We start from the raw sequence: 24,411 nt of genomic DNA on the forward strand, positions 1-24,411 counted from the left end.
CTCTACCTCCGTGCTTCCAAAGCTTGGTGCATAAGATCATTTACCACCGTTGGATTTGCATTTCCTTTGGTCATTTTCATAATTGGTCCGATTAAAGCCTTGGTAGCGCGTTCTTTCCCACCCAAGAAATCAATGACCGATTGTTCGTTATCATCTAAGACACTATTAATCATAGGTAATAAGATTGCTGGATCAGATAATTGTTTTAGATCGTGATCTTCAACATACTGAACCGGTTCTTGACCCTCAGTAATAGCTTTAAAGACCTGTTTAGCCATCTTAGTTGAAATGGTTCCATCTTCAATTAAGTTAATCATATTCGCAAGATTATTCGGAGTTAGTTGTGTTTCCTGCAAATCTTGATGCTTAGAATTCAAGAAGGCATTCACATCACCAATTAAGTAATTAGCAGCGCGCTTGGCATCTGCTCCCAATTCAACCGTCTGATCAAAGAAATCAGCCATGGCCAATGTTTGCGTCAAAACCTCAGCATCGTATGGTTCTAAGCCTAAATCATTCATATAATGTGCACGACGTACACCTGCTGCCAAAGGTAACTTAGTTTGCGCTCGTTGAATCCATGCCTCATCAATATGAATTGGTGCCAAATCCGGCTCTGGGAAATAGCGATAATCATCAGCGGTTTCTTTTACCCGCATTAAGATTGTCTCCCCGGTGGATTCATCATAGCGCCTAGTTTGTTGCTTCAATGTCTGACCAGATAGATATAGTTTTGCTTGACGTTGCTCTTCAAACATTAACCCTTTACGAACATAATTAAAGGAATTCAAATTTTTCAGCTCAATCTTGGTCCCATGTTGCTTAGAGCCAATGGGCCGAATTGAAATATTGGCATCCACACGCATTGAGCCTTCTTCCATTTTCACATCAGAAATCCCTGTAAATTGAATCGCTTCTTTCAAGGCTTCCAAATATGCATAGGCTTCATCTGGTGTTTTCAAATCAGGTTCACCGACAATTTCAATTAGCGGGGTTCCTTGTCGATTCAAATCAACATACGAATAGCCATCATCGGCGTGAGTATTTTTACCAGCATCTTCTTCCACATGCATTTCAGTAATTCCGACCCGCTTCTTTTCACCATTAACTTCAATTTCCAACCAACCATTTTTAGCAATTGGCTCAAATTGTTGTGTAACTTGATACGCTTTGGGATTATCGGGGTAAAAATAATTTTTCCGATCCCAATGTAAATATGGGGTGATCTCCGCATTCAAAGCCAGAGCAGCCATCATTCCGGCTTCTAAGGCGCCTTCATTCGCTTGTGGCAAAACTCCTGGGTAACCCCAATCAATGACGTTAGTATTTAAATTTGGTTCTGCTCCATAGCTAACTGGTGATGGTGACATTGCCTTAGAGTTTGTTTTTAGTTCAACGTGGACTTCTAGTCCAATTGTCGTTTCAAAATTTGAAATAGCCATTATTGATCACCCCCGGGAATTTTATCAAATAAACGCGTTGCCTGTTCAAAAGCATAGGCCGCTTGATAAATTTTAGCTTCTTCAAAGCGATTTCCAATTAATTGCATCCCCACCGGTAATCCGTCAATAAATCCAGCATTAATTGACATCCCAGGCAATCCAGCTAAATTAACTGGAATTGTTAAAGCATCATTCATATATGCAACCTGTGGATCGTCTTGGTTCTCTCCAAATCCATAAGCAATATTAGGAGTCGTTGGTGCTACAATCAAATCATACTGCCCAAATACTTGCTCAAATTCATCTGCAATCAGAGTACGAACTTGCGCGGCTTTTTTAAAGTAAGCATCATATGAACCAGCCGAAAGTGAATATGTTCCAAGCATAATTCGCCGTTTCACTTCATCACCAAATCCTTGCGAACGCGTCTGAACATATAAATCTTCTAAAGTTTGAACATTTTCAGCCCGGAATCCATAGCGAATTCCATCGAATCTTTGTAAATTAGATGATGCCTCTGAAGATCCTAAAATATAGTAGGCTGCGACTCCATATTTAGTATGTGGCAATGAAACCTCTTCAACATGAGCTCCTAGCGCCTCCAATTGTGCGATTCCAGCTTTAACCACTGAAACGACCTTAGGATCAACCCCATCCCCAAAATATTCTTTGGGAATCGCAATTTTCATCCCCTTAATATTTCCAGTTAAGTTCGCAGTAAAATCAGGAACCGTTTGCTTAGATGAAGTTTGATCTCGTGCATCGTACCCAGCAATCGCATTTAAAACTAGGGCGTTATCTTCCACCGTACGTGTAATCGGTCCAATTTGATCCAAAGATGAGGCAAAAGCAATGAGACCCCATCGTGAAACTCGACCATAGGTTGGCTTCAAACCTACTACCCCATTAAACGCCGCAGGTTGCCGAATTGAACCACCTGTATCAGAACCGAGAGCAAACGGTACTTGTCCCGCTGCAACAGATACAGCTGAACCACCTGATGATCCCCCAGGAATTTTTGTTTGATCCCATGCATTTTTAGTCTGTTTATAATATGAGGTCTCCGTGGTTGAACCCATTGCGAACTCATCCATATTTAACTTACCCACACCAATGGCACCCGCTTGACTTAAGCGCTCCAGAACCGTCGCATCATATATAGGTTTAAAGTCGTGTAACATCCGTGATGCTGCCGTCGTTTGCACCCCCTTAGTCACCATATTATCCTTGATCCCAAACGGAATCCCCGCAAGCATTTGTGCCGATGAAACACCTGCTTGATCTATTTTTTTCGCTTGTTCAAGCGCGTTTGTTTCCATCAAAGTAATAAAAGCTTCATATCGATCGTCAGTCGCTTTAATATGATCCAGCGTCGCTTGTGTTAAATCAGCCACTGATAAAGATTTATTAACTAATTCTTGATGTAAATCTTTTACCGTTGTTTTTAGAAAATCCATTATTTATCCTCTCCTGCCGTTAAGATTGCTGGAACCTTTATCAAGGTCTCTTGCGTTTCAGGGGCATTTTTTAATAGTTCAGTGCGTTGGTTCGCATTAATCGCTTCATCTGAACGTAACTTGTTTGCTCCATCCGTCATAGAATATGTTGGTTCAATTCCATCTGTATCAACTTCAGATAAAGTATCAACAACTTCAAAAATTTTATCCAATTGATTGGTAAAAGCCATTTTCTCTGATTCAGTTAAAGTCAATTTAGCTAAATTTGCCACATGCTCGACTTCGGCTGGTGTTATATTATTTGATGTCATCAATTTGATGTCCTTTCAAGGTTATATTTTAATTTTAGCATTTTAAAGACTTAGCATTACGATTTACTAGTTATGCTCAAAATAAAATTTAAAACGACTATAGTAATTATTTTGGCAGAAACCGTAGTCCTTTCGGATAAAAGTTTTTCATCTGTCCATTTACAAATTTTCCAAACCCAGTCCCATTCCCGTTCGCTGTTAATAAATACCATCCCTTTAACATTTTTTGCGAATCATCAACAAAGAATGTTTCACCGTGTACATATTGGCTCCATTCTCGATCATTCAAGGCATAAACGTTTTTAAAAGCAGTTGGATGTTCAGCAAGTGCTAGGGCCAAACTAGGTTCAAACCGATTCTTTTTAAATGTGCCAAGATGTAATCCTACCCGCAAAATTCTTAGTCCCGTTAAAACCGGAGTTCCATAGGGGGCTAAATACAGCTGATCACCAAATGCTACTAGAATGCCATTGGGGACTTTTTTTAACGTCTCTTCAGCAAATATTTGCCAAAGTTCATGTTGCGACTTGGTTAAATTGCTTTGCAATTCCGGAAGAGAGCGTTGGGGCTTTTCGACTTCTGATTTTAAGCGTAAATGTGCAATAAAATGGCCTTCACCGTCTATATGATGCGGGAATAGGCGGGCGGTTTTTGTCAACTCTGGGTTACCATCTGCCCACTCGGGGCGACCATCGTCTACGCCAAGGGGTTTAACAATGGGTATCAATTCTAAGTCAGGGTACGTTGCCAACAACCATGCAATTACTTGTTCATCTTCTTCAGGGGCAAAAGTACAAGTGGAATAAATCAACTCACCATTAGTCTTTAACATTTTCAACGCTTCAACTAAAATTTCTTTTTGTAATTTAGCACAACGACTAGGATATTCAACATCCCAATATTGCATCGCTGCTGGATCTTTTCGAAACATTCCTTCACCCGAACATGGTGCATCTAATACAATCCGGTCAAAATATGCAGGAAATTTAGGACTTAATTCAGCTGGTGCATGATTGGTGACCAAGACATTTTCAGTCCCAAACCGTTCTACATTTTCACTTAATATCTGGGCACGTTTTTTGAAAATTTCATTACTAACTAATAAGCCTTCTTGCCTCATGAACGATGCCAAATGGGTGGTCTTACCACCAGGAGCAGCTGCCAAATCCAACACTTTCTCCCCTGGCTTTGGATGCGCAATCTCTCCCACCAACTGGGCACTGGGTTCCTGAGAATAAATCAGCCCAGTTGTATGGTCAATCGAATGACCGTTTACTCGACCAAAATACCCCCATTTCCCCCATGCTACGGGTTTCATTGCCTGCGTATCGTATAATGCTTGGAGTGCTTTTAGAGGATTAATCCGAAATCCCTTTTGTACTGGCTGCTCGAACGTTGCAAAAAAAGCACCTGCCTCAGTTCCCAATAATTCTTCATAACGTGCTTTAAATCCATTCGGAAAATCATCCATTTTAGTAACCTAATTTCCTATAAAATTGTTTTTAGATAGCGAGCCAATCCATCTTGCTCATTGGTGTACGGGGTAACATCATTCGCAATTTTTTTCAATTCTGGATTCCCGTTCTGCATGACAACACCATGCCCCGCATAATCAATCATTTCTAAATCATTCATCTCATCACCAAAAGCATAGACATCCTCAATTGCAATTCCAAATGATTTTTGTAAAACTTGTAGACCTGTATCCTTAGCAACACCAGCTGGTGCCACCTCCAATACAGGTGCATCCCCACCCCAAATTTTTACATTAACCAAGTCCTTACCATAACGAGCTTGGACCCATTCTTGAATTTGCACTTGCTGTGTCTCATCAATAGCATGTAATAAAATAGCATTAACATCCGTTGTTAGGTTATGGACATTTAATTGCGCTTTCATATCATTATCTTGCGGGAAAAACTTTTGGTTGAGTTTTTGTGTACCAAATTGATGGCTCCAAGCCTGTTGATTTTGCTCAGCAACAACTAAATCAACGCCTAAGTCACTTGCTTGTTCTAGCAAATCAAAAACAATATTGCGTTGCACTTGATGAGAATAAGCATCTTTCCAATTTTGATCGGGAATCATTCCTAATGCGCCATTAAAATTAATCATTGGCGAATTCAGCCCTAAATCTTGATAAATTGCATTGGTCAACCGTGGTGGACGTCCAGTAATAATCGAAATAATGTGACCTGCCGCTTGAGCAGATTGTAAAGTTTCGCGAGTATATTTTGAAACCATCCCCGCTTCATTTAAAGTGGTGTGATCTAAATCGATTCCAATTAATTTACGTTTCATTATATCATTCCCCTCGTGTTAACCCTTTATCCTCATATTATAGCAGAACTTTTACCCGACTTCTCTCATTTATTATCCTAAAATCCCCCTATTACTTCACTAAAAAAGCCAAGATAGATGATCTTTCCCATCTAAAGTAACTAACGACGCTTACTTGATTTTGGGAATGTCATCTATCTTAGCATTTATGATAGGCCATAAAACAGGAAGCACTACTCTGCTAACAATTAAAAACCTACTTTAAAATATTTTCAATTTTTTGTAATTCTTCAACTGATAATTCTAAATTATCAGTCACCTTAATATTATCAATTAAGTGATCAATTGACGATGCTCCAAAGACAATTGAAGCAACTCGAGGATCCTTCAAAAGCCATGCCATGGCTAATTGTGCCAAGGTTTGTCCACGATCAGCGGCCACAGCATTCAAAGCATTTAATTTAGCAACCGTTCCCTTAGGATCATCTGCTAATCCAGCATTCGTTCGATGCAAAGGAAAGTCGGTTGGAAATCCGCCCAAATAACGATCCGTTAGCAAGCCCTCAGCCAAAGGACCATACGCCACTAATCCAGCATGATGTTGATCCAAAATCGATAACATATCATGATCTTCAGCCTCATTACGATGCAACATATTATATGAAACCTGATTTGTGACAAAGGGGGTTCGCAATTCCTTGAAAATTTCAGCGATAGCCAAAGTTTGCTCGGCTGTGTAATTTGAAACCCCCACATACAATGCCTTACCTTGACGTACTAACGAATCCAGTGCAACCGCAGTCTCTTCTAAATTAGTATTAGGATCCCAACGATGCGCATAAAAAATATCAACATAATCTAAATGCATTCGTTGCAATGACAAATCTAACGCAGCGCGCAATGTTTTCCGGCCTGAAAATTCACCAAGTGGACCAGGCCACATATGATAACCTGCTTTAGTCGTTATGACCAATTCATCTCGATAAGCTTTCAAATCAGAGTTGAAAACTGCGCCAAAAGTTTCCTCAGCACTTCCATTGGATGGACCATAGTTTGAAGCATTATCAAATGAATAAATACCATTATCAAAAGCCTTTAAGATCACTTCTCTTGAGTTAGCCAACGGCTTTTGATCACCGAGATTCCGCCAAAGTCCAAAAGAAAGCGCTGGTAGAATCAATCCTGAATCTGAAACCCGTCGAGCGGGAACCTTTTCGTAACGATCTTCTTGTGCTGCATATACCATAAATTCCATTCCTCCTAATCAGATTTAGCCTTAAGTTTAAATTTTCACGTCCGGCTTATACCGCGAACGCAAGAGTCCTGATAGATCTTGATCATTTTGTACCCGTTCAATTGCCGCAGCAATTAATGGTGCCACAGTAATGATTTTCAACTTATCAAATTGCTTAACGGATGGAACTTCCACAGTATCCGTGATAATTACCTGCGAAATTTCTTCGCATGCTGCTAAACGTTCTGCTGCCCCATCCGACAAAACCCCATGTGTAGCCACAACTGAAACGTCTGTAGCACCCGCGTATTTTAAAGCTTGCGCAGACGTAACCATACGACGACCTGTATCGATAATATCATCAATAACGATGGCTCTTTTACCGGCAACTTCTCCTACAATTCCATTTGGACTTTTAATATCATCTTGAACCGCACGATCATTAATGACCCCCCAAGTTGCATCCAAAATTGAAGCAAATTGTCGAGCCCGCCCTGCTCCATTATGATCAGGGGCAAAGACCACCGTTTCTTCCGCCTTAAAATGACGTTCAAAGAAGTATTCAGTCAATAATGGAGCAGCTAACAACTGATCCACAGGAATATCAAAGAACCCCTGAACTTGATCCGCGTGCAGATCCACCGCTAAAATTCTTTGTACACCATTCATTTCAAGTAATGATGAAACCATTTTAGCTGTAATCGGTTCGCGTGACTTGGTTTTACGATCCTGTCGCACGTAACCAAAATATGGCATAATCACGTTAATTCCATGTGCAGACGCACGGCGTAGCGCATCAACAACGATCATAATCTCCATGAAGCTATCATTTACTTCACCAGAAATAGGCGCCATGATATAAACATCGGCTCCACGCACACTATCTAAAATTCGTTCATAAATCTCGCCATCAGCAAATTGATTGATGGTCATTGGCATCAAAGCTGCACCCATCTCATCCGCAATTTTTTGTGCTAACTCATGATTAGTGCTCAAGCCAATCAACTTTAATTCATGCTCCACCCGCTCATTCCTCCATTTTCTGTTACTTTCTATTTTACCAAAAAATGAGCGTCAAATCAGTAACTGAATAAAAACTATTTATCTTAATGTATTTAATTGCTTTTTATTCCAAAAAGCCTTAAACTGATTTTGACATATCAAACAAGCTGGGGCGCTCATTTTTGAGCTGAGAAGTAACCCATTGAACCTGCTACGGTTAGCACCGACGAAGGAAGCTTGGTTATTTACTCTAAATTGTAAACAACCGTTCTTTACGTGCTTTCAGCATGTCTAAAGAACGGTTTTTGTTTGAAATATCAAAAAAATTTTGGAGGCATTCTCATGCAAACTATTTCTAAAACTCATTCTCACTGGCAACTCAAAGATGTTATTTTTTTGGCCATCATTGCCCTTTTCTTTGGGGTTATTTACCAAATTTGGGGCTTCTCATACACATTAATCGCAGCAACCCCGCTCAAACCATTTGCAAATGATGCGACATTGGGCGTTTGGTTGATGGCCGGACCTCTGGCCGGTCGTTTAATTAAAAAACCTGGCTCTGCTACCCTAGGTGAATTTTTAGCTGCGACCATTGAAATGTTTTTATTCTCCCAATGGGGGGCCATGAATCTAGTTTCTGGTTTGATTCAAGGACTGGGTGCAGAAGTTGGTTTTGCCAGTACGAAGTATCAACCAAAACCTAAAATAAACCTTTTCATTTCTGCATTAATGATGACTTGCTTCACTTTTATCTGGGATCTCTTCCAATCAGGTTATCTAGCTTATCATCTACCTATGTTAGCTCTGCTATTCTTGATTCGTTTCATTTCAGCAGGCTTCTTTGCCGGCATATTAATCTATTTAATTGACAAACTACTTGCTCGCACCGGAGTAATTCAAAAATAGCCTATGACAACCTTAACCATTAATAATTTATCACATACCTATGCATCACCAGGAGTATCCGTCTTAAAGAATATTAGTTGGAAGGTTCAACCGAACAGTTTTAATTTACTAAGTGGACCGAGTGGGGCCGGAAAATCAACCTTAATGCGGCTAATGGCCGGACTTGAAAAACCACAAACCGGGACCATTTTAATTAATCAATATCCGGTTCACACGGTTGTCCCTTTCGATCGAGCGCAACGAATTGCTCTCTTATTTCAAAATCCCACACGCCAATTTACCATGCAAACCGCACAAGAAGAATTAACTTTTGCCTTAGAAAATATCAAAACCCCACAGAGTCAAATTCAGCCTCGAATTCAAACCGTTTTAGCAGAACTAAATTTAATAAATTTAGCCGATCGGCCATTACTACAATTATCTGGAGGAGAACAACAAAAAATTGCTTTAGCCATTATTCTTGCGATGGACACCGATATCATCTTATTAGATGAACCATTTGCCAATGTTGATCCAAGTTCGCGTCTAGCCCTATTAAAATTGTTAAAGCAAATTCAAGTTCAGCATGCTAAAACTATCATTATTACTGATCATGATCTCAATAATTATCAGTCAATTATTGATCACCATTATCAGATCACAGCAACAGGCGAATTAAAATTAGGTGACCAACAGCAACTCAGTCAGAACCCGCCCGTAATATTTTTAGACCATTCTGATTTAACAATGGGACCACTAAGTTGGCATAATTTAAAATTGATCCAACAGGATCAATTACTTTTGAAGTCAAATAATTTCAACATCCCCGCAGCCTCAATTGGCCTACTTTCAGGCGCAAATGGTTCGGGTAAATCAACATTGTTAAAGACCCTTAGTCGTCAAATTCCGCTCAGTGGTCAATTAACTTGGAAGACCCAAAAAACACCTAAACCTTGGTCAAAACTAGTTGGATATGGCTTCCAAACGGCCAGCCATCAATTTATTGAACTAACTCCTCGAGCAGAATTTGCGGTTAGTTCAAAAGTTAGTCAGCAGTCCGATTACTGGACACCTCAATTGATTGCCGAGTCGGTAAGCCGATTAGAGTTAGGCCACACTTTAGAACAAAGTGTATATCAGTTATCCGGCGGTCAACAAAAAAAGGTACAAACTTTAGCTTTACTAATTTTAGGTTTACCCGTTCTCTTATTAGACGAACCTCTGGCTGGGCTCGATTTAAAATCGATTCACGTCCTGATGGAAATCATGTCTACATACGTTAAAGCAACTCAAACCAGCATCTTCATGATTTCCCATCAACGACATGGTCTCGAACCATTCATTGACTATGAACGCATGATCGTCGATCAGAATTTTATCAACCCATCGCATGTAGAGGAGCATCGAAATGTCACTCCATTTTAAATTGGAACCAACTTTACTCATCATACTGGTTTTATTATGTTCCATTGAAATATCCTTCGTGCGTAGCATTGACGGTAACATCTTTTTAATCTTGGTGGGATTATGTTATTTATTTTTAAATCGGGTTCATTTACGTAAAATTATCTGGCTATTGATCATTTCAACCCCATTGGCTTTTGGAACTTGGTCCTCATTTTGGCTGTTTGGTACCGGTAATCATTTCATGAATGCAAGTATCTATACCACCCGCCTATATGCTTATTTAATTCTAGGTGCGGTTATCACTTTGACTGAATCACCCCGAGCCTTACTCATGAACCTACATGTCCGATTTAATCTCTCTAATACTTTTGTCTACGGCATTTTAGCTGCGTTAAATTTATTAGAACAAGTTAAACATCAAATCAAAATCATTCAATATGCGGCACAATTACGCGGAATTAAATACCATCTATGGAGTCCACAACTGTACTTGAAAACGATTTTGAGTGCGAATTACTGGGCTAACGATTTAACAAATGCCATGCATTCCCATGGCTTTTCGGAAGGATATCCTCGAACTGAGGTAGAAAAGCAATCATGGCCGTTATTACAAATTGGTTTGCTTATAATAATATTTTTGCTCTTTAATAGTGTCTTATTCTTGAGCTAATAAATTCCTCAACCATCTTTTGGATAGTTGGGGCTTTTTTAATACAAAAAAAGCCCAACATAATAAAATATGTTTGGCCTTAAAAATTAAATTTTAATCTTGCGTATCGCGTGAATAATTAGCAATATCAGCTAATAACTTTTGTTCAAATTCAGCTAATGCCATGTTCTCAGTATCGCGAGATCCAAAGCGACGAATCGTAACACTTTCATTATTTTGCTCATCATCGCCAATTACCAAAGTATACGGAATTTTCAATGATTGGGCGTCCCGAATCAAGTAACCCAACTTTTCATTGCGGGCCTCGTATTCGGCTCGCACCCCTTGATGCTTCAATTGTTCAACAATCTTTTGCGCATAACTACCATGTGCTTCACGGTTCACTGGAATAACCCGTACTTGATGGGGAGCCAACCAAGTAGGGAAAGCCCCCTTATACATTTCAATTAGGTACGCCGTAAAGCGTTCCATCGTTGAAATTACTCCACGATGAATCATAACTGGACGGTGTTGCTCACCATCGGGACCAACATAACCCAAATCAAATTTCTCGGGTAGTAAGAAGTCTAATTGAATTGTTGAGAGGGTCTCTTCCCCACCCAAAGCCGTTTTAATCTGTACATCCAGCTTAGGACCATAGAAAGCAGCTTCACCTTCGGCTTCAAAGTAATCTAAGCCCATATCGTCCATAGCTGCCTTCAACATCCGTTGTGAATTTGCCCACATTTCATCATCATCAAAATATTTTTCTGTATTTTCAGGATCACGATATGAAAGGCGGAAGCGGTAATCACTAATATTGAAGTCATTATAAACATCAATCATCAAATTCAAAATATTTTTAAATTCAGCTTCAATTTGGTCCAAAGTTACAAAAGTATGTCCATCATTTAATGTCATTTCTCGAACTCGTGATAGTCCAGTTAGTGCCCCAGACTTTTCATAACGGTGCATCATTCCTAATTCAGCAATCCGTAAAGGTAATTCTTTATATGAACGTGGATGATGATTATAAACTTGAATGTGCGAAGGACAATTCATTGGCCGCAATTCTAAGAATTCACCATCCCCCATATCCATTGGTGGGAACATGTCATCGTGATAATGATCCCAGTGTCCTGAAGTTTTATACAGATCTAAATTAGATAAGATTGGTGTATAAACATGTTCATAACCTGCTTCTAGTTCACGATCAACGATGTAGCGCTCCAAAGTTCGGCGAATAGCCGCTCCATTTGGCATCCACACTGGTAGTCCTGATCCCACTTCTTGTGACGTAAAGAATAAATCTTGTTGAGCTCCAATACGACGATGATCGCGTTCTTTAGCTTCATCACGACGCTTCAATTCAGCCTGTAAGTCATCAGCATTCCAAAAGGCCGTCCCATAAATCCGTTGTAGCATTGGATTAGAAGACTTTCCACGCCAATATGCACCAGCAACTGATGTCAACTTAAAATGCTTAATCCATCCCGTTGATGGAACTAGTCCACCTTTGTCCAATTCGATATGTTCCCCTTGCACCGCAATTGAAATTTTCTCATCAACTGGTAGATCATTAATTAATTCAACCTTATATGGATCATCTTTGAACATCTCCAAAGCTTCATCTCGTGAAATTTCACGAGAAACGATTGGCAGATTTTCTTCGACAATCTTATGCATAATCTTTTCAATAACTGGAAATTCTTCAACTGAGACTTGGCCCGCGTCATTATCAGTATCGTAATAAAAACCGTTATCAATAGCCGGTCCAACTCCGAAGTGCATCTCAGGATGAAGCCGCTTAAGTGCTTGCGCCATTAAATGAGAAGTTGAGTGACGTAATAAGCGCAATGCTTCCTCAGAATCTTTAGTAATGAGTTCAAAATCGCCACCAATCATCATCTGATCATGCATTCCAATATATTCACCATTCAGTCGCCCTGAAACGGCCTTTTTAGCCAACGACTTTGAAATTCCGTTTGCAATCTCAAGTGGAGTAATGCCACCCTCAAAACTCTTAACTGCCCCATCCGGGAATTTAATTTCAATTTCTGCCATTTCTTTACCTCTTATCTATACTAAATGTAGTTACTTCAATAACATTAAAAAAAGTCCCGTTCTGATATCCAGCTTGATATCAGAACGGGACGTTGACACGTGGTACCACCCGAAGTTTTTGTATATAAACCATACAACTCAAAACCCTTAACGCGGGGAACGAAACTAGTTTCCTAATTCACTTCAAAAGGAGTATCAATCTGTCCCATATTAACTGGCTCACACCTTTCCAGTCTCGCTTTTAATACTTTGGTCAGACTAACGTATCTTTTTCAACGTTTTATTATGTTTCTTATTATAATCACTTTTCCAAAAGGTGACAAGCCTTTCCCCTGTATTAATCAAATTCGTTGCGCCTGTTTCACTAAAGCCTGTGTGAATTGTTCCAATTCTATTGTTGCTTGTGCATCAGGTCGTAAATTCACTTTCACGCCAGGTGCACCCTGGATCCCTTGTGTCTTAGTAAATTGTTGTTCTAAGATATCCACTGCTGTTCCGTAATCTTGACCATAGTAGACATCGCCCGAACCGGCCACACCATAAACAACGCCGGCCAAATCGACATCCGGTAAATCCTCATAGAAATCAATTGCTTCATCCGCCAGGGTTCCCAGATCAAAGGTATAAACTACTGTTACCAAAATATCTTGCGTAGTTGGATTTAAATCCAAAGCCTCTACATTGGTGATATCTTCTTTAATCGTCTCCACTCCTAGACGTTGAAATTCAGCAATAATGACATCAGCAACGTCTTCATTGTTGCCCGTTAAAGTCGCAAATAAAATTCGTGCCCGCATCTGATCACCTCCGCTTCTCATCTCTCATCCCATGAAACTATGCTTTTTTTTGACGATACTCTAATGCCATCCCCTTCAAAATATTTCTGAGATAGCGATTTCCTGCCGGACGATAATTCCGATGATCAGGTCGTCTCAAAACGGCACTCAATTCCGCATTTGATACTTCAATTCCCGCAGATTTGAAAAAACTTTGATAATCCGCACTAGTATACATCATTGCAATTTTCAATTTCTTTAAGACCACATTATTAATATCAGCTTCTTTTTGCATATCAAACGTTGATGGTAATGGTTGTCCCGCCGTATCCTTTTTGATACCACGCTGTGATAAAATTAAGCCATTCATAAAACGTTCTAATTCTTCCATGGATAAGTTCTGATCACGCACAGTTTCTTTTTCCTGTCGTTTCAAAATATTTGCCAAGCGTTCATTTGTAATTTCTAAGCCACCCAATTTAAAAATTTTCAACATATCTGCATTTGAAATTGTGAGTGCATACCGTAAGCGAATTACAATATCATTATTATTCATTTAATTTCCCTCTAATTTATTAATACCCTTAAAATGGGTGTTGGTCATACTCAATCCAATTTTCATGGCTATCTTGAATTCTTTTAAACATTTTCTCGAGATCAGTTTCTTTAAAATTAATTACTACGGGACGGCCATGAGGACAATTGTAAGGGTTTTTAGTTTCAGCCAATTGGTCAATTAAATTTTGAGCTTCTTTGGCATTTAACTTCCAATTGGCCTTAATTGAACGTTTACAAGCCATCATGATCGCCGTTTTTTCTCGAAATTGTTGTAACGTTAAACCACCATCCCGCAGTAACCAGTCAACCATTTCTTGAACTGTTTCCGCCTCTTGACCAACTGGAAACCATCCAGGATGCTCACGTAAAATCAAAGTATTAGGACCGAAATTTTCTAAATGTAACCCAAGCGCACCTAGAGTTTCTGCCTGACTTTCCAACTCCAGCATTTCTACGGTCGTAAACTCAAACACCAGTGGCACCAATAATTTTTGTTGTTCTAATCCAGTCTGTGCTAAAGTTGCATGATAATATTCATATTTTACTCGTTCTTGTGCCGCATGTTGATCAATTAAATACAAACCATCTGCCCCTTGAGCAAATAAAAAAGTTCCATGAAATTGACTTAGATATTCCAATTGCGGGAATCCCGCTACAATGGATTGCTTTGAATCCGATTGTAAAGGTAACTGTGTTTGATCACCCGTAATAATCGACGTACTTATTGCGCCAAAGGGATCCGGTTGTAAATTAGCTTGATATTTGTGGCTGAAATCTTCCACACTACTATCATTTAAATCTCCCACATGTTCCACCACAATAGGTTGAATTGATGGTTGCGGAGTTGTTTGATTATTTTTTTGGTCGGCTTTTCCCGTACCAATATGAGGTTCCTTTTTTTGACTTTGAAGCGATTGTCGACCACTCTGAGCTTGTTTACTTTTAGAAATTTGATTTAATTGTTGGACAAAATTTATTTCAGCACGCGGCCCATCTGATGCATCGTCTAAATGTTCCGTCGCATTGGGGATCAAGTTCACTTGATTAAATGCCTCAGAAACCATCTTTTCTAGTAAAGTTAATAACTGATTTTCTTTACTAATCCGAACCTCAAATTTTTGAGGATGGACATTAACATCTACTAAACTCGGATCTAACTCGATCTGTAACACCGCTAACGGGAACCGCCCCACCATTAAACGCGTTCCATAACCTTTGACCAAAGCCTTAGCTAAATTAAAATTCCGAACATATCTGCCATTAATTAACAGACTAATATATGAACGGTTAGAACGGGTTAACTCTGGCTTTGCGATCCAGCCTTGAACCTTGAAATCAGTATCAGCAGCCGTGACAGTCACCATATCTCGAGCCACTTCGACTCCATAAATAGCCCCAATAACCTGTTGTAAGTTGCCATTGCCGACCGTTTGCATTAAGCGTTTTTTATTATGTACTAAGTTAAACGAAATTTCAGGATAACTAAACGCCAAGCGATTGATAATATCAACGATTTTAGCTAATTCTGTGGTTTGAGATTTCAAATACTTCAATCGAGCGGGTGTATTAAAAAAGAGATCTCGCACGGTTATATTTGTCCCTTTCCGTGCCTCAGCCCCCTTCTGTTCTAAAATCTGATTACCGCGAATGTGCAACATCGCTCCAGACTCTGCATTTGCCACAGCTGTTTCCAAAAAAACATCAGCAACTGAAGCAATCGATGGCAAGGCTTCGCCTCGAAAACCAAGAGAATGAATTTGAAATAAATCCTGTTTGGTTTTGATTTTAGAAGTGGCATGTCGCAAAAAAGCTCGTTCTAACTGGTCAGCTCGAATCCCTTGTCCATCGTCAATCACTTGAATTAATTGAATTCCAGCTGCCTCAATTAGTATATCGACTTTGGTTGCTCCCGCATCAATCGCATTTTCAACCAATTCCTTTACAACCGATGCGGGTCGCTCAATCACTTCACCAGCGGCAATTTGGTTTGCTAAAGTTTCCGATAATTCAATGATATCTTGCCCCATGTGCACCTCCTATTTACTATTTTATCGTTTCAATAGTTTAACTAATGAATTAGCTATCATAATTAACAAAGTTCCACCAATTGCAATAACTATGAAATTGGCAATTCCGGCGTAAAGGCCTTGTTGGAATACTAGCTTAGCCTTTGAACCATAAATTAAAATATCACCCAGTGGAGCAATTACGATCCATGCAATAATATTTGCTAATCCTTGCCAAACATTAAAAGCGATAATTTTTTGCCAAGTCAATGGGCTAAAAATCAACTGTAATCGTTGTGTCACCAAACCTAATAATAATCCAAACAGGCCATCGGCAATCACCCATGACCACCAAGCATTATCCAATAATAAATAATCTTGTAAGGCGTGCCCTAATAATCCCACCATGAGTCCAAAAATTGGTCCAAAAATTGATGTCACAAAGGCCAACCAGGCCATCGCAATATTAATCTGGGTATGCATAACGCCCAGAGGAGCATGAAAAGTTCGCATCAACCATGCAAAAAATAAGATGCTCACACTAAGGGCAAAGATCCATTTAATTTTTTTAAAACGCATGGGCGCATCCCCTCTAATCCTTCAATTCTGTCTCGGCTGAATTATCATCAGCTTTTTGCTCTGCTTTGAGCTTTTGGTTTTCTATAATATTTTTAAGCTCACGATCAAAAAAGAGCGCAATTTTACCCATAACAGATTCTGAATCGTCTAAAAACGATTGAACCGAAGCTGCTAATTCAATTCGCATCCCTGACTTTGTCACATCTGGATGATCAACAAACATATATAAATTCACTTCATTTGCGGGATCATTAATAATAATCTTGCTTATTTGATTGATATAGCGGAGCGGTAAATTAATCAAATTTGTTTCTACACTTAAGTGGATTGGTTCATCACCACTGATGATAATTTCGCCGCTCACTAATTTATTCTCTTGAATTTTTTGCTTCAAAAACGTAAATAGCGGGTCTAATTTAATCAACGTCTGGTCTTCCGCCGTCCAAATACGTTGTTCAATTTCCTCATTCTTTAAAACCTCAATTACTTCATTTCCTGTTAGTTGCATTTTAAATTCCTTTGATTTCAGACTTTTGCAAAAAAATGTGTTTTTATACTTAACCTTCATTTTACCACATTGAATTAACCCATAAATCAGCTATTTGATAAATATCCAGTATATTGCTCTATCATCCAAAAAATTTTGTACCTATTCTTTTTAAATCAAAAAACCAACTACAAATTCATTGTAGTCGGTTTTCTCAATCAATTATTTAAATTACATCATACCATTCATGCCACCTTGTGGGGCTGGCATAGGTACTTCATCCTTTGGTTGTTCAGCTACCACTGCCTCAGTCGTCAATAACAATGCTGATACAGATGCGGCATTTTGTAAGGCTGACCGTGTCACCTTAGTAGGATCCACAATTCCAGCTGCAATCATATCAACCCAAGTATCATCAGCAGCATTATAACCAGTCCCTAGAGTTTGCTCCTTCAACTTGTTGACGATCACAGATCCTTCAAGTCCAGCATTCTCAGCAATTTGACGAACCGGTGCCTCAAGTGCGCGTTCAACAATGTTAATTCCAGTTTGAATATCCCCTTCAGCCTTTAAGGCTGAAACCGCTGGAATCACGTTGACCAATGCTGTTCCACCACCGGCGACGAAACCTTCTTCAACCGCTGCACGAGTGGCATTCAAAGCATCTTCAATTCGATACTTACGTTCTTTTAATTCGGTTTCAGTCGCTGCCCCAACATTAATAACTGCAACTCCTCCAGCCAATTTTGCTAGCCGTTCTTGTAACTTTTCACGATCAAAGTCAGATGTTGTTTCATCAATTTGACTCTTAATCAAAGCAACTCGTTCCGTAAGCAATTGCTTATCTCCAGCACCTTCTACCACCGTTGTGCTATCTTTTGTGATCGTAACCTTTGCCGCTTGTCCCAAATTCTCAATGGTTACATCCTTCAAATTTAACCCAAGGTCATCAGTAATAACGGTTCCACCAGTTAACACGGCCAAATCCTCTAACATGGCTTTACGTCGATCTCCAAACCCCGGAGCCTTAACAGCTACCACGTTGAAGGTTCCACGCATCTTATTCAAAACCAAGGTTGGTAGTGCCTCACCTGTAATATCGTCTGCCACAATCATAAGCGCCCGGCCTTGCTCTACGACCTGTTGTAGAACTGGTAAAATATCTTGAATATTGCCGATTTTCTTATCAGTAATCATGATAAATGGATTATCCAAATTAGCTTCCATTTTTTCATTATCAGTAACCATATATTGTGACATATATCCACGGTCAAATTGCATTCCTTCAACAACATCCAAGGTTGTTTCAATTCCCTTTGACTCTTCGATGGTAATTACACCGTCATGACCAACCTTGTCCATGGCTTCTGCAATTAAAGCACCCACCTCTTCGTTAGCCGCTGAAATTGACGCAATTTGCGCAATTTCTTCTTTTGTTGAAACGGTCTTAGACATTTCATGTAATGATTTAACGGCAGCATTCGTAGCTAATTCAATTCCACGACGGACACCAACTGGATTTGCTCCAGCCGTGACGTTCTTCAAGCCTTCGTTAATTATGGCTTGTGCTAATACGGTTGCGGTTGTCGTTCCATCACCAGCAATATCATTCGTCTTAGAAGCCACTTCAGCAACCAACTTAGCTCCCATATCCTCGAAATGGTCTTCCAATTCAATAGCTTTAGCAATTGTTACACCATCATTAGTAATTGTCGGAGCTCCATAACTTTGTTCAATCACTACATTTCGGCCTTTAGGTCCAATGGTTGTTTTTACAGTATCAGCTAGTTGATCAACCCCAGCCTTCATTTTTGCTCGCGCATCTTCAGAGAACTTTAATTCTTTTGCCATTTGATAACTCCTTTACCTTATATTATTAATTGAATTTTATATTTTTATAGAACGGCGATGATATCACGTTCATGCAAAACCAAATATGTCTCGCCACCATTTTTTATCTCTTTGCCGGCATATTGGTCATAAATAACTTCATCCCCAACTTTGACAGCCTTCGGAGCCTCCAAATCACCAACCGTGGTGTCAGAAACTGCTACGATAGTTCCTGTGGCAGATTTTTCTTGCGCATTTGAAGCGATCACAATGCTACCGACCGTTTGCTCTTTTTCATCATTGACTTGTAATAGAATCCGATCCCCTAATGGTTTTAACATAATATGATTTCCTCCTTATTTTTTAGCACTCTTTGACACTCAGTGCTAATTAACACTTTCTATAATACCACACTGGTAAATTTTTTCAACTAAATCATCAATTAAATCTCACGGATTGAAAGCGATTACTTTTCACCCTGGATTTCCGCCATAAATTCATCTAAATAAAAACGCATAAACGCTGTTCGGCGCGCCGCAATCGTCTGCGCTGTTTTTGTGTTCATAGTACTCTCTAATTTCAATAGTTTTTCATAAAAATGATTAATCACAGTGCTATGCTGTCGATATTCAATCTCAGACATATTTTCACGCACTATTTCATTGGGATTATACATTAAATTATTCGCATGACCACCATAGGCAAAAGCACGACCAATTCCAATTGCGCCTAAAGCGTCTAACCGATCTGCATCTTGAACAATTTCACCTTCCAAGCTGAGCTTATAATGTTGTTCCAAATTTTTAGAATAGGACATGTGTGTCATAATATTCAAGACTTCAGCCCTATCTACATCCGTTAGTCCCCATTCACGCATCTTAATCCGAAGTTCATCAATAGTTTCATTCACCGTATCAGTTAATTTGTCATCAATTAAATCATGCAGTAAAACTGCTGCTACGATTACGTCTTGGTTCATATTCTCCTCAGACTGCATTAACAATTCCGCGTTTTGTAATACTCGTTCCAAATGTAAATAATCATGCCCCGAAAACTCCTGGCTTGTTACCTCACGAACATAATCTTTAATTTCTTCAATCTGCATCTTTCCTACTCCTCAAACATTCTATCTATTTACTTTTAATTTTAAAAAATCATCTATCCGCTGGACATTACTTCACCTAATCCGTCGTATCTTCCCTTCCAGCTAGCCAAACTAGTCCAATCCAGATATAACTCCATTTTCATCAATATCAATCCGGTTGGCTGCTGGTACTTTTGGTAACCCAGGCATCGTTAAAATTGAACCAGTTAAGGCCACAATAAATCCTGCCCCTAATTTTGGCACAAGTTCGCGAATATGGAGTGTAAAGTCCTTAGGTGCCCCTAATCGCTGCGGATCATCTGATAATGAGTATTGGGTTTTAGCCATCACAATGGGCATGTTATCCCAACCAAATTTTTTGAATTGCTGTAACTGCTTTTGGGCTTTGGCTGATAATTCATATTGTGCGCCACCATAAATTTCAGTCACTAATTTATCGACTTTATCTTCAAACGTGGTCATAGGGTCATACAATGGTGTAAATTCATGCTGCTCTTCACTTTTATTGGCGACGGTCTCGGCCAACTCTAATGCACCATCTCCCCTTGGCCCCAAACATCGGCTACAACAGCGGTGGCTTGATGATCTTTTACAAACGTCTTCACCAATTCTAATTCATACACGGTATCAGCGGCGAAGCGATTAATTGCTACCACCACAGGTACATGGTATCGTTGCATTGCCGTCAAATGTTGCTCTAAATTAACTAACCCTTTTTTTAAGGCCGTTAAATCTGAATCAGATAACGAATCTAACGATTGTCCACCATTATATTTAAGGGCACGAACTGTTGCCACTAGCACGATAGTATCCGGACTCTTTCCTAATAATGGGACCTTAATATCCAGAAATTTTTCGCCACCCAAATCTGCTCCAAACCCAGCCTCCGTCACCACATAATCGGCTAACTTTAATGCCGATTGAGTTGCTAGAATTGAGTTAGTGCCCTGTGCGATATTAGCAAAAGGTCCACCGTGAATTAAGGTAGGTGTATGGGCTAAAGTCTGGACTAAGTTTGGTTTAATAGCATCCTTTAACATAACCGTTAAAGCGCCAGCTACCCCTAAATCTGCGACTGTGACTGGCTGATTATCCAGATTATAGGCCACTACGATACGCTTTATTCGAGATTTTAAATCCATTAAATCTGTTGATAATGTTAGAATCGCCATTAATTCTGATGCAACAGTGATATCAAACCCATCTTCACGAGGCACACCAGACTTAAGTCCACCTAAACCGATCGTAATATGTCGTAAGGCTCGGTCATTAACATCCAAAACTCGTTTCCAAATAATATTCCGTGGATCAATTTGGAGTGGATTTCCGTGCTGCAGACTATTATCGATTAAAGCCGCCAAAGTATTATGGGCACTGGTTAGCGCATGAAAATCTCCCGTAAAATGTAAATTAATATCTGCCATCGGGATAACTTGTGAATATCCGCCGCCCGTGGCACCTCCTTTCATTCCCATCACTGGCCCCATTGATGGTTCTCTTAATGCCACCATGGCTTGGCGCTTGGACAAATTCAGTGCATCAGCCAATCCAATTGTAACTGTTGATTTTCCCTCTCCTGCTGGGGTCGGACTAACCGCAGTAACTAAAATTAATTTACCTAGTTTTTGTGCCTGATGTTTTTGACTAAGTTTAATTTTGGCCTTATTTGATCCATATGTTTCAATTTCATCATCCTTTAAACCAACCTGCGCTGCAATTTTTTGAATTGGCCAAATTTCAGCTTGTTGTGCGATTTCAATATCCGTTGTCATCTTGAATGCCTCCCATACAATTCCATTTATTGCTATTATAGATGACTTTTACCGAATTGAAACGCTTTCTTATTCACCCCTCAATTTATTTTTTAATTTTTATTAAATTTATATTTAATATATCGAGTTTAAGTAGTGTATTTACTTGATTTTTAGTAAGCTTAAGCTAATCATTTAATTGTAAAGGGGATATTATTTAATGCTTAAAGAATTTAAAGATTTCATTTCGCGTGGTAGCGTTTTAGACTTAGCCGTTGGGGTTATCATCGGGGGTGCTTTTACTGGCCTTGTTAAATCACTGACTAACAATTTAATCAATCCGATCATTGGTCTTTTTACCGGACAAGTTTCCAGTTTGGATAATCTAAAACTAACTATTAATGATAGTCTTGTCTTGAAATACGGAGCATTCTTAGGTGATGTGATCAATTTCTTGATTACTGCCTTTGTCGTATTCTTAATTATTAAGTTTTTGAATAAATTTATTCGTCAAGAAAACGTTGAATCAACCGATGCGGTCAATCCCGAAGTTGAAATGTTAACGGAAATTCGTGACCTTTTGGCTAAGCAAAATCAATGATAATTCCAAGTAAAAAGCTCCACAAACCTAGTTAGTTTGTGGAGCTTTTTATTATGAGTACACTAATTTGATATCTTACCTTTTATTTTTGAACTAATGTTGAACCTTTTTGCATATAACGTAAAATTGGCCAACCTACAAGCATCCCCAGTAACCCATCCACCACTACTTCAATCAAAGCATTCAATCCTGCAATAGAAGTAAACATCCAAATGATACCTACATGGTTAGGAAGTCCAGCAACCGTGGTATTAAAAATTCGAAAATGAAGCCAAGTTAAGCCAATCACTAAACCAGTATTAATAATAGCTGCCAGTGCCCCTAGCAAAAACATTAATAAGGGCGATGCTCTATGCGCTTTTTGTTGAACTAATTTAATATAAATTATTCCAACAATCACACCGACCAAAATGCGCGGCAATAAGGCGGTAATTGGGTTGCGTAACATGAGTGATCCGATTCCAATTGGTAGCGTCCAAGCATGATAAAAAGAATACATTCCCATCACGGCGCCTAATAAACCACCCACTCGTGGTCCTAGCAACATCCCACCTAGTGAAACAGTAAATGGAATGATTGTTACCCTCACCATCGGATTAATGGGAATAAATCCAAGCCACGGTACCATGCACTGTAACAAAATAATCGCCATAAACATTGCCGTTAAAACTAACTGGCGCGTTGATTTTCTCTTATTGATCATGCCTTTCATCCTCTTCCAATAGCTAAAACCTCAATACTTAACGCTTAGCGCGCTCTTGTTCAATCCAAGCCGCCATACGTTCCATTCCAGTAGCCAAATTTTCATCATTTGCAGCATATGAAATCCGAATATAATCTGCTGTTTGATCCGAAAAGGCAATCCCCGGAGCGACACCTACACCACCTTCAGTAGCCAGCGACCATGCGAAGGCTAGCCCATCTGCACCAGCTGAAAAATCTGTTGGAATTCGGGCAAAAATATAAAACGCCCCCTGTGGATTACCAACTTCAAAGCCCATCGCCGTCATTTTTTCTACTACAAAGTCTCGTCGACGTTGATAAATTTTGCGCATCTTAGCGGGAGCGTCTTTCGCTTGCGTCAAAGCAGCAATTGCCCCATCCTGTGTCACTTGTGGTAAGGAGAACGTTAATGTATCGTGCACCTTTGAAACCTCTGCAATAATAGCAGCCGCCCCAATAACGAATCCGATCCGATACCCTGTCATTGCATGTGATTTTGACAAACCAGTAATCATCACTGTTTGTTCAGGTAAAATTTTCATCATTGAAACATGCTGAATATCATAAGTTAGTTCTGCATAAATTTCATCAGAAATAACCCACAATTGATGCTTCTTAAACGTATTAGCTAATTCGCGTAATTCCGCTTCAGTATAAGTGGCCCCTGTCGGATTACTTGGATAATTGAATAAAATTACTTTGACTGGAAAGTCAGCATTTGCGATTTCTTCATCAATCATTTGTGGAGTAATTTTAAAAGCAGTTTTAGAAGTATCAACCTTCAACATCTGACCACCAATAATGTTAATGGCTGCATAATAAGGTGGGTAAGCAGGCGTTGGAATTAAAACACCATCCCCAGGGTTCAATAATGTTTGAAAGAGCACATAGATAGCTTCTGTCACTCCAGAGGTAACGACTACGTTTTCCGGTCCATTGAAATGCAAATCGAATTTTTCATTATAATTATCAACAGCGGCTTGACGAAGTACCATATCACCCTCAGCAACTGCATAATGTGAATGATTATTCTTGACTCCTTCAATCACCGCATCTTTAATTGAATCTTCGATATTAAATCCTGGTTCTCCAAAAGTTAGATAAACCAAATCCTCAATTCCTGCGATTTTCTTTTGAAATCCAGTTAAGCCATCAATCGTCATGGCTTGGACAGTTTGATTAATAGGTTGCACAAATTCTTGCTTCATTCTAAAACTTCCTCCAAATTAATCCGCTATTTTCTTGTTGAATGTATTAAAATAAT

At 39.3% G+C, this 24,411-nt stretch carries 22 protein-coding genes, 1 pseudogene and 1 riboswitch; of the genes and pseudogenes, 4 read left to right on the plus strand and 19 right to left on the minus strand.

What is annotated here, in order from left to right; genetic code table 11:
• Positions 1 to 2: 2 nt before the first annotated feature.
• From gatB to G7084_RS06525, 7 genes are all read right to left on the minus strand, one after another.
• The gene (gene gatB / locus G7084_RS06495) at positions 3 to 1,442 is read right to left on the minus strand and encodes an Asp-tRNA(Asn)/Glu-tRNA(Gln) amidotransferase subunit GatB (RefSeq protein ID WP_166011108.1); all 1,440 of its coding nucleotides are present in this window, start codon (positions 1,440 to 1,442) and stop codon (positions 3 to 5) included.
• Entirely contained in the window at positions 1,442 to 2,899 is a 1,458-nt protein-coding gene (gatA, locus tag G7084_RS06500; RefSeq protein ID WP_166011110.1) for an Asp-tRNA(Asn)/Glu-tRNA(Gln) amidotransferase subunit GatA, read from the minus strand. The genes gatB and gatA overlap by 1 nt, the downstream gene beginning before the upstream one ends.
• Positions 2,899 to 3,210 carry an Asp-tRNA(Asn)/Glu-tRNA(Gln) amidotransferase subunit GatC gene (gene gatC / locus G7084_RS06505; protein WP_166011112.1) on the minus strand — a complete coding sequence of 104 codons (312 nt, stop codon included), beginning with the start codon at positions 3,208 to 3,210 and terminating at the stop codon, positions 2,899 to 2,901. The genes gatA and gatC overlap by 1 nt, the downstream gene beginning before the upstream one ends.
• Positions 3,211 to 3,316: 106 nt before the next feature.
• Positions 3,317 to 4,681: an RsmF rRNA methyltransferase first C-terminal domain-containing protein gene (locus G7084_RS06510; RefSeq protein ID WP_166011114.1), complete on the minus strand. Its 1,365-nt coding sequence runs from the start codon at positions 4,679 to 4,681 to the stop codon at positions 3,317 to 3,319.
• Positions 4,682 to 4,698: 17 nt separating this feature from the next.
• On the minus strand, positions 4,699 to 5,511 hold the full coding sequence (locus tag G7084_RS06515; RefSeq protein ID WP_166011116.1) for a Cof-type HAD-IIB family hydrolase: 813 nt from the start codon (positions 5,509 to 5,511) through the stop codon (positions 4,699 to 4,701).
• 235 nt (positions 5,512 to 5,746) lie between these two features.
• Positions 5,747 to 6,736 carry an aldo/keto reductase gene (locus tag G7084_RS06520; protein WP_166011730.1) on the minus strand — a complete coding sequence of 330 codons (990 nt, stop codon included), beginning with the start codon at positions 6,734 to 6,736 and terminating at the stop codon, positions 5,747 to 5,749.
• Between the two features lie 36 nt (positions 6,737 to 6,772).
• Entirely contained in the window at positions 6,773 to 7,747 is a 975-nt protein-coding gene (locus G7084_RS06525) for a ribose-phosphate diphosphokinase (RefSeq protein ID WP_166011118.1), read from the minus strand.
• A 137-nt stretch (positions 7,748 to 7,884) separates the two neighbouring features.
• Positions 7,885 to 7,978: riboswitch (TPP riboswitch) on the plus strand.
• A gap of 90 nt (positions 7,979 to 8,068) precedes the next feature.
• Here G7084_RS06525 and G7084_RS06530 point away from each other — a divergent pair.
• The 3 genes from G7084_RS06530 (at position 8,069) to G7084_RS06540 (ending at position 10,688) form a co-directional block, all read left to right on the plus strand.
• Complete coding sequence (locus tag G7084_RS06530; RefSeq protein WP_166011120.1) at positions 8,069 to 8,632, plus strand: ECF transporter S component; 564 nt, start codon at positions 8,069 to 8,071, stop codon at positions 8,630 to 8,632.
• Between the two features lie 3 nt (positions 8,633 to 8,635).
• Positions 8,636 to 10,036, plus strand: a complete 1,401-nt coding sequence (locus G7084_RS06535) for an ABC transporter ATP-binding protein (RefSeq protein ID WP_166011123.1) — start codon at positions 8,636 to 8,638, stop codon at positions 10,034 to 10,036.
• Positions 10,037 to 10,187: 151 nt separating this feature from the next.
• Positions 10,188 to 10,688 carry an energy-coupling factor transporter transmembrane component T gene (locus tag G7084_RS06540; RefSeq protein WP_246163777.1) on the plus strand — a complete coding sequence of 167 codons (501 nt, stop codon included), beginning with the start codon at positions 10,188 to 10,190 and terminating at the stop codon, positions 10,686 to 10,688.
• Between the two features lie 93 nt (positions 10,689 to 10,781).
• Here G7084_RS06540 and thrS read toward each other — a convergent pair whose 3' ends face one another.
• From thrS to G7084_RS06590, 10 genes and pseudogenes are all read right to left on the minus strand, one after another.
• Positions 10,782 to 12,731 carry a threonine--tRNA ligase gene (gene thrS / locus G7084_RS06545; protein ID WP_166011127.1) on the minus strand — a complete coding sequence of 650 codons (1,950 nt, stop codon included), beginning with the start codon at positions 12,729 to 12,731 and terminating at the stop codon, positions 10,782 to 10,784.
• 341 nt (positions 12,732 to 13,072) lie between these two features.
• Positions 13,073 to 13,528 (minus strand): flavodoxin domain-containing protein, encoded by a 456-nt coding sequence (locus tag G7084_RS06550; RefSeq protein WP_166011732.1) that lies wholly within the window; start codon positions 13,526 to 13,528, stop codon positions 13,073 to 13,075.
• Positions 13,529 to 13,565: 37 nt separating this feature from the next.
• Positions 13,566 to 14,063, minus strand: coding sequence for a YehS family protein (locus G7084_RS06555; RefSeq protein WP_166011129.1), 498 nt, complete (start codon positions 14,061 to 14,063; stop codon positions 13,566 to 13,568).
• A gap of 28 nt (positions 14,064 to 14,091) precedes the next feature.
• On the minus strand, positions 14,092 to 16,092 hold the full coding sequence (gene mutL, locus G7084_RS06560; protein WP_166011131.1) for a DNA mismatch repair endonuclease MutL: 2,001 nt from the start codon (positions 16,090 to 16,092) through the stop codon (positions 14,092 to 14,094).
• A gap of 21 nt (positions 16,093 to 16,113) precedes the next feature.
• The gene (locus G7084_RS06565) at positions 16,114 to 16,650 is read right to left on the minus strand and encodes an ECF-type riboflavin transporter substrate-binding protein (protein WP_166011133.1); all 537 of its coding nucleotides are present in this window, start codon (positions 16,648 to 16,650) and stop codon (positions 16,114 to 16,116) included.
• 13 nt (positions 16,651 to 16,663) lie between these two features.
• A complete protein-coding gene (locus G7084_RS06570) occupies positions 16,664 to 17,158 on the minus strand; it encodes a hypothetical protein (RefSeq protein ID WP_166011135.1) in 495 nt (164 codons plus the stop codon).
• Between the two features lie 210 nt (positions 17,159 to 17,368).
• Positions 17,369 to 18,988 (minus strand): chaperonin GroEL, encoded by a 1,620-nt coding sequence (groL, locus tag G7084_RS06575; RefSeq protein WP_166011137.1) that lies wholly within the window; start codon positions 18,986 to 18,988, stop codon positions 17,369 to 17,371.
• Positions 18,989 to 19,032: 44 nt separating this feature from the next.
• Positions 19,033 to 19,308: a co-chaperone GroES gene (locus G7084_RS06580; protein ID WP_166011139.1), complete on the minus strand. Its 276-nt coding sequence runs from the start codon at positions 19,306 to 19,308 to the stop codon at positions 19,033 to 19,035.
• 125 nt (positions 19,309 to 19,433) lie between these two features.
• Complete coding sequence (locus G7084_RS06585; RefSeq protein ID WP_166011141.1) at positions 19,434 to 20,072, minus strand: HD domain-containing protein; 639 nt, start codon at positions 20,070 to 20,072, stop codon at positions 19,434 to 19,436.
• A gap of 111 nt (positions 20,073 to 20,183) precedes the next feature.
• Positions 20,184 to 21,844: pseudogene (locus G7084_RS06590) on the minus strand (formate--tetrahydrofolate ligase).
• A gap of 199 nt (positions 21,845 to 22,043) precedes the next feature.
• Between G7084_RS06590 and mscL the strand changes: the two are divergent.
• The gene (mscL, locus tag G7084_RS06595) at positions 22,044 to 22,424 is read left to right on the plus strand and encodes a large-conductance mechanosensitive channel protein MscL (RefSeq protein WP_166011143.1); all 381 of its coding nucleotides are present in this window, start codon (positions 22,044 to 22,046) and stop codon (positions 22,422 to 22,424) included.
• A gap of 82 nt (positions 22,425 to 22,506) precedes the next feature.
• Here the strand turns inward: mscL and G7084_RS06600 are convergent, their stop codons facing one another.
• Together G7084_RS06600 and G7084_RS06605 are read right to left on the minus strand one after the other, a co-directional pair.
• Positions 22,507 to 23,127, minus strand: a complete 621-nt coding sequence (locus G7084_RS06600; protein ID WP_166011145.1) for an ECF transporter S component — start codon at positions 23,125 to 23,127, stop codon at positions 22,507 to 22,509.
• Between the two features lie 37 nt (positions 23,128 to 23,164).
• Positions 23,165 to 24,355: an aminotransferase class I/II-fold pyridoxal phosphate-dependent enzyme gene (locus G7084_RS06605; protein ID WP_166011147.1), complete on the minus strand. Its 1,191-nt coding sequence runs from the start codon at positions 24,353 to 24,355 to the stop codon at positions 23,165 to 23,167.
• Positions 24,356 to 24,411 lie beyond the last annotated feature (56 nt).

It is taken from the genome of Weissella coleopterorum (genome assembly GCF_011304355.1).
GTDB lineage: Bacteria > Bacillota > Bacilli > Lactobacillales > Lactobacillaceae > Weissella > Weissella coleopterorum.